Here is an 11,794-nt window from a genome sequence, read left to right as displayed (position 1 = left end):
CGTCGGCCGCCTCCGCGCTGGGGGCCTCGTAGACCGGGCGGAGGTTGGTGGCGATCTCGGGCCAGTGCCGCTTCGACGCGTAGCCGAAGCTGTTGCGCAGTAGATGGATCAAACAGGTCTGGACCTTCGCGGCCGAGAAGACCTGCCCGATGCTGTCGGGCAGGCCCCTCAACCCGTCACCGACCATGAAGAACACGTCCTTGACGCCCCGGTTCTTCAACTCGGTCAGGCAGGCGAACCAGAACTTCGCCGACTCCCCGTCCCCGTTGCCGGGCCAGATCCCCAGGATGTCCTTGTGCCCGTCGAGGTCGACACCGATCGCGGCATAGTAGGGCTGGTTGCGGACCTGCCCATCCCTGACCTTGATCACAATCGCGTCGATGAAGATGGCGGCGTAGATCGGCTCCAACGGACGGCTCATCCAGATGTTCATCTCGTCGACGACGCGGTCGGTGATCCGGCTGATCGTGTCCTTGCTCACGCTGGTGCCGTAAACCTCGGCGAAGTGGGCGGCGATCTCCCCGGTCGTCAGCCCTTTCGCGAACAACGACAGCACCATGGCGTCCATGTCCGACAAGCGGCGCTGCCGCTTCTTCACCAGCTGCGGTTCGAAGGTTCCGTTACGATCCCTGGGAACGTCGATCTGGATGGCGCCGACGTTGTCGGTGACCACTGTCTTCGAGCGGGTGCCGTTGCGCGAATTGCCCGTGCCACGGCCGACCGGGTCGTGCTTGTCATAGCCCAGATGCTCGTTCATCTCTTCGTCGAGCGCGGCTTCGACGACTTGGGCGGTCAACGCCTTCAGCAGGCCGTCGGGGCCGGTCAGGGCAATGCCAGCGTCCTTGGCCTGACGCACCATCTGCGCGATCACTTCACGCTGGGCCTTGTCCAACTCGGCCGGCTCATCCGGTGGGGGTGGGTTCACACGCTCCAGTCTGGCCGACCCCACGGCCGACGAGCTGCTGCTGATGGTTGTCTCGGTCATCATGACTCCTCCTGCCCTCACGGGCGATGGAGCCACTCACACCGTTTCTCTGACAGACCCGATGGCCACGCCATGACCCGTCGAGTCACAGAGTCTGGCGAGCTCGCGTGTGGGCGAGGCGATAGGAGTTGGTTCCGGTCTCGATGATGGTGGCGTTGTAGGTGAGGCGGTCGACGATCGCTGCACAGAGCCTGGGGTCAGTGAAGGTGTCGGTCCAGGCGGAGAAGGACTGGTTGGACGCGATCGCGATGGCGTTCTTCTCCTCCCGCTCTGTGAGGACCTGGAACAACAGCTCGGCGCCGCGCCGGTCGAGCTCCATGTATCCCAGTTCGTCAATGACCAGGAGATCCACTCTTCCGTAGCGGTTGATGGTCTTGGTGAGTTGCTTCTCGTCAGCGGCCTCGACGAGCTCGTTCACCAGGCGGGTGGCCAGCGTGTAGCGGACGCGGTAGCCCTGTTCTGCGGCGGCGGTGCCGAGTGCGATGAGCAGGTGGGACTTGCCGGTGCCGGAGTCCCCGATCAGGCACAGCGGGTCGCCGCGGCGGATCCAGTCGCCGGTGGCGAGCTCGTTGATGGTGGCGGGGTTGATGTTCGGGTTCGCGGTGAAGTCGAAGTCGGCCAGCCACTTCTCGCGCGGGAATCCGGCGCTCTTGATACGGCGCAGGGTAGAGCGCCGGTCACGGTCGTCGACCTCGGCCAGGAGGAGTTCGGCAAGGAAGCCCTGGTAGGTGAGTTGTTCCTTGGTGGCGGTGGTGATCGCCTCATCGACGACGGACCGGATGGTGGGCAGTCGTAGGCGGCGGCAGGCCTGGTCGATCGCGGCCTGGGCGGCTTGTTCGGTGAGGCCGTGACGACGACGAAGACCGCCCGGACGGGAGCTGCTGGTGTTCGTGGTCATGGGGTTCCTGTCTGGGTGTGGTGGTGGACCTCGGCGGAGGCCGGGGCGGGGTCGGGTTGGCGGCGGCGCAGGAGTTCGTCGTAGGCAGTGACAGTGGGCAGGGGGCGGGTGTCCTCGGGCAGGTGCGCGATGACCTGGTGCGGGTCGGTGGGGCGTCGTGGTGGCAGGTTCACGACCGTCCCCCGCCTGGTCGGGCTGACTGGGGCGGGTGTGTGGGTGGTGGCGTGGCGGCGGGCTTCGACGGCGACGACGTCGGGGCTGATCGCACCAACGGACAGGGCTGAGGTGATGCCGGCGATCACCGCCTCGGCCGGAAGGGATCGGTGGAGCAGGAGCACGTCGATCAACTCCTGGGTGCCCGCGACGTCGCCGCTGGTCTTGCGGGCGGCAGCCCAGAACGCGTCGTGGGCGGCGGTGAACGCCCCCGCGGCTCTGGCTTGGGCCAGGGCGGTCGAGCCGGGGAACGCGCCGGGCTTGTGGCGCAGAACCTCGAGGTAGTGGTCCAGCTCGACCCGGGTCACCCCACGCGTGCCGAGGCGGGGATGGGTGGCGACCACGGTGCGGCCCTCGAACACGACCACGCACGAGGCCCGCAGACTGACCCGGACGCGCTGCCCGATCAGGTGCGCCGGAACGGAGTACTTGACCATGCGCACGGTGATCAGGGCGGAGCGGTCGACGCGCGGGTGGAGGATCAGGCCGGGGTCGAAGTCATCGGCCGGCAGCGGCGCCAGGTGGTCGAGTTCGGCGCGGTAGTCCTGCCCGATCGTGTTCGCATGGCCGGCGATCCGGCGGGTGTTGTCGTCGACTTCCCAGACACGGATCTGGTCGTTGAGTTCGTCCAGGCTGGCGACCTCGGGCATCGGGGTGAGGTGGTTGCGGCGGAACCAGCCGACCTCGCCCTCGACACCGCCCTTCTCATGGGCGCCGTCGATGCCGGGCTGGCAGTAGAACGCGTCGAAACCGTAGTGGGAACGAAACAGCACCCAGCGTTCGTTCTCCTCGCGGAGCCGGTCACCGCCATGGATTACCTGCACGACCGCGGACGTGAGGTTGTCGTAGCGGATGTGGCGGGTCGGGATGCCGCCCAGGGCGTGGAAGGCCTCGATGTGGCCCTCGAGGAAGGCTTCCTGCCCGCCGGTCGGGTAGACGCGGTGGATCGCCTTGCCCGAGTGCGACAGGCGGTAGACGAACATGTGGCACTTGGTCTTGACGCCGTCGAGGATCACATACACCTCACCGAAGTCGACCTCCGCCTCCGCGCCGGGGGCGTGGTCCTGCGGCACCATCGCCTCCACCCGCCGCCCGGCCTCCAGCTCGATCTGCGCCCTGCGGATCCGGACGTAGTCCCGCACCGTCGAGTAGGACAGGTCCGTCGCGCCGTGCTCGTCACGCAACCGGGCCAAGATCCTCGTGGCGGTGTGGCGCTGCCTGCGCGGGGCGGTCAGGTCGTAGAGCAGCATCTGGTCGATCGCCGGCTTGTTCGGGTCCAGCCGTGGGGCGGTGCGGACCGGGGTCTTGCGGGGTGGTGGTTCGGCCGAGGCGAGTGCCTGGCGGACGGTGCGGCGGTGCACCCCGTGCTTGCGCGCGAGTTCGCGGATGGACAGACCATCGACTCGCGCGTCGTGGCGGATGTCGGCAAACAGTTGCACTCGTGACCCCATCTCGGCCTCCTCGCCTCACACCAGTGGATGGGGACCAGCGTGGAGGGGCGGGGCCAATTCAGACCGTCAACACCCCGGCAGGCTGCACGTGGGGCCGATTCAGGCCGTCACAACGGGGCCAAACCAAGCTGTCACAACCACCCACCCGTCCGGTGGAGTCGTGATGATGGCTCCCGGCTTGAAGGTGGTCGCCACATCCTCGGTGAACTCGCCGCTGAAAGAACTCCGCTTCAAACAGTGGGCGCCTGGCGTGATGTTCATGGCGCTCGGGGCTGTGGTTCAGGTGGTCCTCGACGGACTCGGAGTCAAGGCGGTCGAGAAGATCGGGAACATCGCCAAGTTCGCTGAAGACTTCGACCAATTGGGATGTTGGGCTGATATCGCGTCTGCTGGGGAGAGCGTTCAACGAGGCCTCAACGTCGAATCAGCGGCAAAACTCACCCGTGCCTTCCTGAGCTGTGGAACGCCGGTGCTGCTCGAGATGCTGGGGAGCGCGAGAGGGGCGGCGGCCATCATCATCGGCATTCTCGTTGGCGCTCCAGCGCTCTTCAGCGGACTCGTCATTGGAGCGATCCAAGGGATCTTCCATCCCGATCAAAATGAATTCCAGGTCCGGTTGGATCGCGAGAGCGCGCGTACCAAGGGGGAGGTGTTCGTTCCGAACCCGAAGGCGATCCGATCGGTTGCCGATGCCCAGGCACTGCTTCCACCCGAACTTGGAACGTTCGCGGCCGACCAGTTTCGACGCGAACTGGCAAACATCTGCCCAACGGGGCGACAACCGGCCATCACGCTGGAGAAGGTGCGGGCTCATGACCTCGTGTCGGGATCGGTGTCCCAGTGTCTAGAGGTCTACGCGTTCCTGTGGGCCAAGACGGATGGGCGATGGAAGGTGGCGTGGGCAGGGATGGCTGATCCCGAATGCTCTATCCTGCGTCGGTCTGGAGTGGCAACAATTCCCCCGGGATTCACCGGGGCGGAATGCATGGAGGGTGGGCGCCTAGTGCCCTACCGCGCGGTTCCGCCACCTGTCACTGAAACCTGTTCGGTGCCGGTGGAGGTGTTCCGGACTGGGCTGGGCAACCCGGATGTGGTGATTCGCGGGACGCGATGCTCGACAGTCGACCCAGCGTGGGCACGCGTGGAACTGGCCGCCAGCGCAGCGGCGTCAGGGAACACCAGCAGCGACGGCATCGGGTTTGCGCATCGGGTGAGCGGGACATGGGTCTACGCAGCGGCGGGGTTCCGCTACGGGCGGTTCTGCGATGCGCGGTCTGATCCGTCTTTCCCATCGGACTTCAGAGCCGAATTGGCGTCGGAGTGCCCGTGACTCATCTTCAGCTCTACGGCCCTTGTTGCCACTGTTGTGAACCTGGTCGAGCGTCACGTAATCTCAAGTTGTGGCAAATAGACGTCCTGTTCTAGAACGTCAAGAGTCCTTCAGTCATCCTCAACCGTGGGCGCGCGCTACTGCGTACGGGGCCTTCCTCGTGACCCTGCCGTCAGCGATCTGGCGCATCCTGATGATCTTGGACCTGCTGCCGGGGACCGACGATCTGCAGCGGCTGCATGCGGGTGAGCACGGCTATGTCTGGGGGCTGAGTGTCGTGCAGGTGGCGTGCGGGGCGCTGTGTCTCGGGCTGGCGCAAAGGTGGGGCGAACGGATCGCGGGAGTGCCGATCCCCCGCTGGGTGCCGGTGGTTCTTGGAGGGCTGGGCGGGCTCGCGGTGACGTGGCTGTTCACGATCAGGATGACGGGACAGATCTTCGGCGGGGCGCGGCCGGATCAGTACACGGTGCATGGGGTGCCGCTGGCGATCATGATGGCGGCGTATCTGCCGATTCTGGCGTGGGGACCGCTGACGCTGGTGGCGGTGGTGGGGTATTGGATGAGGCGGCGGTAGCCATCGGCTGTCGACCACTGGGATGCCGCGGCCCCAAAACCCTCAGTCCTCCATATGCGGGTGAAGGATTGTCAGCGGTCTACCGACCAGCATCTCGTTCCTCAACGTGTTCATCACCCGACTTGGTGAAAGTGTCGAACTTGGCTTCCTGCAAGTCCGGCTGGCGGTCCGCAGCAGAACCGCTGCCCTTCACAGAGTCCTGCTCAGGATCCTGAAGCCCATCGATCGCATCCAAGGTCACTGAATCCTCGGACTTGTCCTCAACCGGTGGACCGTCTTGGTCCGAATGCTCGCTCATGAAGTCACCTAACTATTTGGATTCCGATAACGACGAGCAAGAGGCCCAACGACGCCATTGCCAAGAGCATCAGGACCCCCGCCCATTTAAACGATACTGCCCTGCTATTGGCCGCATCGAGCGTCAACTCGAGAGCGCATGCCTCATCGAGTGATTTCGCAAGGAGGAATCCTTCCGCAATGTCCTTAGCCGCGCTTCCCCGACGCTGTGACGTCACCCAAGCTCGCCAATTTCGACGGAGTTGCCTGATCGCTGGCGCCTTCAGGTCCCGCGGCCAGAGGGTGCGCAAACACGCTCCAGCAGTACCCATGAGCAGAACAACCGTGGAGACGAGCGCCACCACAACCGCTCGAGAGGGCGACACGCCTACGGGCAGTTCCCATCGCAAGATCAGGGCCAGCATCACGCCGGAAAATCCCAACAGCGCCACGGCCCTGGTTGCCAGCGACTCTCCCCGTCTGTCGTGGTAGTCAATCAGCCAACGTGCTTGGTCGATGAACTGCTCAATCTCCTCGTCAGGCCTTTCCCGAACAGCACCCGGAGGTTCGAGTGCTGTGGACAGCATTACTTCATCGTGGACCGTTGACCGTTTCCATGGTTTCCAAGACAAGGCTCTCATCTTTCCTCATCCTTCACAAAGTCAAGCCATGCAGGTCGACAGTCATCAGCAGTTGGCGCACCTGTTCGGCGAAGTGTGGACAGTCAGCCTTCCGCAGCTTGTCGACAAGGTCGACGCTCTCCACACCAGGCCGGGACAGGTGGTGGCGGATCTGGTCGATCGCCACGCTGGCGACAGTCTGTGGTGCCGACTTCGCCACCAGACAGAAGAAGTCGTCGGCGGTATAGACGTCATAGGGACGCTCGTCGACGATTGAAGACCACCCTCCATCGTTCGTGAGCAGTATCCCAATACCTGCATGGACAGCCGCCCCGTGGACGTGGCTGTCATTGGCATCTGACCCGGGAAAGTGTCCGACCGCATAGTCGCGAATCATGTCGTCAACATTCTCGACAATGAGTTCACGAACGCGGGCGATGTGGCCGCCCGACAAGTGCGGGGCACTTCGCCGAATCGAGTGGATCGTCTCAGCCATGATGTCCTCCGTGCACGCCACCGTGAACATCCTTGCGCCCGTGGCCTGCTTGATCATGAAGAGCCAGTCACGCAAGCAGCGAGAATGCAGCACGTTGGCGTCCACGAGGACCCGAGTCGTCACCCTCGGCAGCGTACTGGCTCGGAGCTCAGTCCATGCCGAGTTCGGACTCCAGATCCAGCAACTCAGAGAGTGCTGCCCGCTGCCTCACGAGACGGGCACGACGAAACTCCAAGACATCGTCGCGGCGCAGCCGGTGGTGACTGCCGACCATGTGAGACGGGAGCCCCCCCTCTCCGATGAGCTTCATGAGGGTGCCCCGCGAAATGCCCAGAAGATCGGCCGCAACCGACGTCGTCAGCTCTTCCGGCAGCGTGCCGACCTGAATGGTGCCACCACGAGCCACTGACTGAATGACCTGCGACAGGACCTTCAGCATCTCGCCACTGACAGCGATGCGCATGTCTCCTCGTGCGATGACCAACTCGGCATCGTCATGCTCCATCGCTCCGAGCATGCCCTTTGCCTGTTGCTGCGTGCGATCTTCAACCAGAATGTGTGTGGTCATTAAAATCCACCCCCTTGACACTTATAAACGATAGCACCGATAGATACAGGTGTCAGGTGTGTCATGCACACTGTGCGTTCGCGGCTGCGTACCGTTGGCTCTCAGCCAGCCGACAAAGAACCAGCGTCCCGTTAGTGTCGCGACATGGCGTATCCACGTGCCGACCGCGAGCGACGCCAAGCAGCGCCGGACTCGAATCTCACAACCCCCGGTGGGCAGCCGATCGTCCAGAGCGACAAACGCGTCGATCTCGGCCAACCCGTGATTCCCCAAGGGGGGTTGATCGAGGCACGCGACGCCCACCTGTCCCAGCATCTTGGGACCGATTGGTCGGTGCTGCACGAGCTGGCCAGCGTCGGCATCCACCTGGACGTGTATGTCTTTCCCCCCACCCCAGAGCGCCCTCACCTCACGTTGGTGACGTCAGGGATGTCCGATCTCCCGATGACAGTTCCGGCGGGGCTGGAATAGGCAGCGAGGCTGGAACTGCTGATCGGCCTGCCTGCGGGATGGCCCGGGCTTTCCCTCGACGACGACAGCCCCGACGCACTGAAGGACCCGCGGAACTAATGGCCCATCCGGCTGCTGAAGGACATGGCGAGGGCGCCCCACGACTATGCGACCTGGTTCGGCTGGGGGCACAGCATTCCGAACGGAGACCCGGAACAGGCGTACGCCGAGGGGGTCCCGTTCACCGGGGCGATCATCGGGCCGCCGCTGGTATATCCGCCGGACATCATGACCGCAGACACGCCCGTGGGTCGGATCAACTATCTCGCAGTGCTCCCCGTGACGTCGGCCGAGATGGACTTCAAAATCTCGCAGCCGGAAGGCGGGGACGCGTTGATCGATCGGTTCATCGAGCAGCGGCCGATTCTGCTCTGGGGACCGCTGACGCTGGTGGCGGTGGTGGGGTATTGGATGAGGAGGCGATGACAGGGGCGCTGCTGAGCTGGATCAGTCACAAGGAGACATGAGATGCCGCCGGACTTCGTCGGCAAACTCTGGAACCCCGCAACGAGCCAACCCACCGATGATCTGATCCACCGACCGGCGCGGCCGTGTGGACTCTCCGGCCTGCCGGCGCACCGCCTTCACGACCGCGCCAGGCCCGAGGTCCAGTTGATTGAGCAGAAACTCATCCGGATGGATCGCCTCCACTTCCCAAGGCTGAAGACTCGCAGCAGGAAAGTCCTTCAGGTTGAAGGTCACGATCGTCGGAGCGGGCGCGCTTATGGCCGTGGCCAAGACGTGCCGATCCTTGGGATGATTGGTCAAGACTGACTCCAGGCCCGGCGGCGCGACGACGCTCGCCAAGGGGAAAGCACTCGCCATGTGCCGGAGTCGCCGATCGGCGGCCTCGTCCCCCACGCCGTTGGACACCAACGCGCGCCGCGTTTCGTCGAGGATTCGAGGGGACCAGCGAACGCCAACCGACCCGGCTTCGGCGATGCGCAAGATGGTGTCAGTCAAAGTGATGGGAACCAGAACGCATGCGTCCAGCACGACGGTGAACATCGTCAGCGCGTAGGTGCGGGCGGAGCGTCCAGCAGGTCATACAGTCCCTCAGCCTCAGCATCATCCTGCATCGCATCCAAGGCACGCGTCCGATTCTCGCGGAGACGTCCCTGATAACTGAGCAACTCGTCGAGCCGAACACGGCGGTGGCGTCCCCTCATCTCGTGCGGAAGTTCTCCGCGCTCGAGCAGCCGGACAAGCGTTGGACGCGAGACATTCAACAGATCAGCGGCCTCCTGTGTGGTCAACAGACGCTGACGCGAGAGAACCGTCACGCTCTGCCCATCGGCGAGCGCCCGCGCGACCTGCACAACCACGTCGGCGACATCATCGGGCAACCTGACCTGCTGCCCATCGGAGGTCCTGACGTAGCACTCGTCGGCCGAGGTCCGACCACGTTTCTCGAGCGCGGCGACCAGATCGAGCAACTGCCCGTGCTCCTCCTCGGCAGGAACATAGGTCTCGGCTTCTCGCTGTGACTCGCTCATGAGGACATGGTAGTCGAAAAATTCGAACGCAGGGTGGGCACTTCTCGAGAACGTAGCTTCGACTCCCTCGTCGCTCAGCCAGCGTGGGGTCGCTCCTCGTCTCGCTGCGCTCGCTCGGAGAACGCGGTATCAGGCGTTGCCGGGCTTCCCGGACACGCGTACATCGGCGACCACCGGCAGGTGGTCTGATGCCTGCGAGGGGATGACGTGGGCCGACAGGGGGCGCGCGTCCCCGCGTACGAGGATGTAGTCGATGCGCCGGTCGGGGTTCTCGACCGGATAGGTGTAGGCGTCGTCCTGGCCGAGCGCCGCGAAGGTGTCGGTGTAGGCCGTCATGAGGTCGCGCATCTCCGGCGACGACGGGACCGCGTTGAGGTCACCGGTGAGGATCGTCGGGCGATCGGACTTCGTGAGGGCGAGGATCTCGCGGACCTGCGACGCGCGCTGCTCGGCGCGCTGGTGGTCGAGATGGGTGTTGTGGACGTCGACGCGCAGCCCGCGCACGTTGATCGTGACCGACAGCAGGCCGCGCTGCTCGGTGGGACGCGTCGGGTATTGGATGCTGGTCAGCCTGTGGTTCTCCGCCTCGAGGATCGGGAAGCGGCTGAGGATGGCGGTGCCGTATTGGCGGCGCTCGGTCTGGCCGGCCGCCGGAGCGAGGTCGAGGTTGGCGCCGTAGGCGACGTGCATGCCGAGGCGGTCGGCGAGCCAGGCTGCCTGATCGGCGAACGCGCTGCGCGCGCCCCAGTGGTTGTCGACCTCCTGGAGGCCGATGACGTCGGCGCCGGACCGCTCGATGTCGCGGGCGATGCGCTCGGGGTCGAGCACGTCGTCGGCGTCGGCGGCGTGATGGATGTTGAACGACAGCACGCGGAGGGTGTGCTCCTTGTGGGGAGCGGCGTGGGCGGGTGATGCGGTGGTTGTCGCGGTGACGAGCAGGGAGATGAGGGCGGCGGTAAGGGCGAGGATGCGCTTCATGGAGGCGACGCTAGGACGGTCGGGGCGGAGTGGACAGGGACGTCATGGGATGGTCAGGGAAAGTTCACTCGGGCCTAGGGTGAGTGCATGACGCCGTCGGATGCCCTGCCCCATCTGACCGCGAGTCTGGAAGCCGGGGCAGAAGATCGCGCAGAGTGGGTGCTGCGGGCGTACTTCACGGACCTGTCAGGCAAGAACGTGGGCTTCACGGGCGGGCGATGGGACACCTTCGATCCGTCAGGTCGGCGCGAGGCGTCGACGAATGTGTTCACTGCGGACGATCTGGTGGCATGTTCCCTGCTGTCGACGCCGATCAGCGGGAGGGCGGCGATGGAGTTGCTGTGTCGACAGGCGGATCATTTCTCGCGACTGCTGGAGGCACTTGGGCCAGACCGCGACCTTGCTGACGAGGATGACATTGATGGGCTTCACGAGGCCACTGAGCTGTACGAGGCTCTTCGCGGCCTGCAAGGCATCGGTCCAACCAGGGCCTCCAAGCTCTTGGCTCGCAAACGTCCACGGCTGATCCCCATCATCGACGCCGTGGTGAAACGTCACGCCTTTCCTGGACTGTCCCGGCGTTGGCGGCCGCTCCAGAAACTGCTTCAAGAGAACGAGCGCGATCTTCATCATCGACTGCTCGGGTTGCGCGAGAGCGCAGGGATCGGTGATCACGTGTCTGCTCTGCGGGTGTTTGACGTGCTCACCTGGATGGATGGATCGGGGAATTCTCGTCGCGTCCTGTCAGGTCTGCCGCCACGAGAACCCGAGCTGCTGCAGTCGCCTCACGAAGACTGAAGGGGACGGCAATGACGCACCTCTGGATCGCGCTCGAACAGGACGACGACGGCTATCCGCCGTTCGTCGAGGAGGAGCTACACGCCACCGCGGTCGGCCCTGACCTCTATCGGATCGACCGTGCGCCGGCCTTCGCGTACGGCATCGCGGTCGGCGACGTCGTGGCGACCACCACCACCGAGGACGGGCGCGTGTGGGCGACGTCGGTCGCGGTCGAAGGTGACCACTGGTGCGCGCGAGTCGTGCCGCTGGGCGGGGTCGAGATGGGCCGCGTCGTGAAGGTGTTCACGTCCATGGGGGTGAACGCGAGCGCGACTGACTATGGGGTGGTCACGCTGGACGTTCCCGCTGGCGTGGAGGTTGAGCATGTGCTGGCGGAGCTGCGGGCGGGGCGTGATGAGGGTGACTGGGACTTCGATGTGGGGGTGGAGGGGCGGGGGTAGCTTCGACTCCTTCGTCGCTCAGCCAGCGTAGGTAGCTTCGACTCCTTCGTCGCTCAGCCAGCGTAGGTAGCTTCGACTCCTTCGTCGCTCAGCCAGCGTAGGTAGCTTCGACTCCTTCGTCGCTCAGCCAGCGTAGGTAGCTTCGACTCCTTCGTCGC

Annotated in this window: 13 protein-coding genes and 1 pseudogene; 5 read left to right on the top strand and 9 right to left on the bottom strand. The window is 64.7% G+C overall.

What is annotated here, in order from left to right; all coding sequences use genetic code 11:
- The 3 genes from ACYVAG_RS17560 to istA all read right to left on the bottom strand — a co-directional run.
- Window positions 1-988 (bottom strand): IS256 family transposase (locus ACYVAG_RS17560; RefSeq protein ID WP_460771832.1); only part of this gene is annotated, 988 nt, incomplete at its 3' end.
- Between the two features lie 82 nt (window positions 989-1,070).
- Window positions 1,071-1,883, bottom strand: a complete 813-nt coding sequence (gene istB / locus ACYVAG_RS17555) for an IS21-like element helper ATPase IstB (RefSeq protein WP_343873347.1) — start codon at window positions 1,881-1,883, stop codon at window positions 1,071-1,073.
- Entirely contained in the window at window positions 1,880-3,547 is a 1,668-nt protein-coding gene (gene istA, locus ACYVAG_RS17550; RefSeq protein ID WP_460771829.1) for an IS21 family transposase, read from the bottom strand. The genes istB and istA overlap by 4 nt, the downstream gene beginning before the upstream one ends.
- 163 nt (window positions 3,548-3,710) lie before the next feature.
- Between istA and ACYVAG_RS17545 the strand changes: the two genes are divergently transcribed.
- Window positions 3,711-4,877 carry a hypothetical protein gene (locus ACYVAG_RS17545; protein WP_460771827.1) on the top strand — a complete coding sequence of 389 codons (1,167 nt, stop codon included), beginning with the start codon at window positions 3,711-3,713 and terminating at the stop codon, window positions 4,875-4,877.
- Between the two features lie 160 nt (window positions 4,878-5,037).
- Complete coding sequence (locus ACYVAG_RS17540; protein ID WP_460771825.1) at window positions 5,038-5,451, top strand: hypothetical protein; 414 nt, start codon at window positions 5,038-5,040, stop codon at window positions 5,449-5,451.
- A 79-nt stretch (window positions 5,452-5,530) separates the two neighbouring features.
- Here ACYVAG_RS17540 and ACYVAG_RS17535 read toward each other — a convergent pair whose 3' ends face one another.
- The 3 genes from ACYVAG_RS17535 to ACYVAG_RS17525 form a co-directional block, all read right to left on the bottom strand.
- Window positions 5,531-5,749, bottom strand: coding sequence for a hypothetical protein (locus ACYVAG_RS17535; protein WP_460771823.1), 219 nt, complete (start codon window positions 5,747-5,749; stop codon window positions 5,531-5,533).
- Between the two features lie 632 nt (window positions 5,750-6,381).
- On the bottom strand, window positions 6,382-6,966 hold the full coding sequence (locus ACYVAG_RS17530; RefSeq protein WP_460771821.1) for a hypothetical protein: 585 nt from the start codon (window positions 6,964-6,966) through the stop codon (window positions 6,382-6,384).
- A gap of 25 nt (window positions 6,967-6,991) precedes the next feature.
- Window positions 6,992-7,411 (bottom strand): helix-turn-helix domain-containing protein, encoded by a 420-nt coding sequence (locus ACYVAG_RS17525; protein WP_460771819.1) that lies wholly within the window; start codon window positions 7,409-7,411, stop codon window positions 6,992-6,994.
- Between the two features lie 144 nt (window positions 7,412-7,555).
- Here ACYVAG_RS17525 and ACYVAG_RS17520 point away from each other — a divergent pair.
- Window positions 7,556-8,347: pseudogene (locus ACYVAG_RS17520) on the top strand (suppressor of fused domain protein).
- Window positions 8,348-8,368: 21 nt separating this feature from the next.
- On the opposite strand, the gene ACYVAG_RS17515 reads toward ACYVAG_RS17520, so the two are convergent.
- From ACYVAG_RS17515 to ACYVAG_RS17505, 3 genes are all read right to left on the bottom strand, one after another.
- On the bottom strand, window positions 8,369-8,929 hold the full coding sequence (locus ACYVAG_RS17515; protein WP_460771817.1) for a PIN domain-containing protein: 561 nt from the start codon (window positions 8,927-8,929) through the stop codon (window positions 8,369-8,371).
- Between the two features lie 2 nt (window positions 8,930-8,931).
- On the bottom strand, window positions 8,932-9,417 hold the full coding sequence (locus ACYVAG_RS17510; RefSeq protein WP_460771815.1) for a helix-turn-helix domain-containing protein: 486 nt from the start codon (window positions 9,415-9,417) through the stop codon (window positions 8,932-8,934).
- 129 nt (window positions 9,418-9,546) lie between these two features.
- Window positions 9,547-10,395 carry an endonuclease/exonuclease/phosphatase family protein gene (locus tag ACYVAG_RS17505; protein WP_460771814.1) on the bottom strand — a complete coding sequence of 283 codons (849 nt, stop codon included), beginning with the start codon at window positions 10,393-10,395 and terminating at the stop codon, window positions 9,547-9,549.
- A gap of 87 nt (window positions 10,396-10,482) precedes the next feature.
- On the opposite strand from ACYVAG_RS17505, the gene ACYVAG_RS17500 reads away from it, so the two are divergent.
- Window positions 10,483-11,193 carry a DUF6308 family protein gene (locus ACYVAG_RS17500; protein ID WP_460771812.1) on the top strand — a complete coding sequence of 237 codons (711 nt, stop codon included), beginning with the start codon at window positions 10,483-10,485 and terminating at the stop codon, window positions 11,191-11,193.
- Between the two features lie 11 nt (window positions 11,194-11,204).
- Window positions 11,205-11,636: a DUF4265 domain-containing protein gene (locus ACYVAG_RS17495; RefSeq protein ID WP_460771811.1), complete on the top strand. Its 432-nt coding sequence runs from the start codon at window positions 11,205-11,207 to the stop codon at window positions 11,634-11,636.
- The last annotated feature ends 158 nt before the right edge of the window (window positions 11,637-11,794 follow it).

It is taken from the genome of Mariniluteicoccus flavus (genome assembly GCF_054776655.1).
Note: the sequence above shows the minus strand (reverse complement) of the source record. Positions and strands in the feature narration are given on the sequence as shown.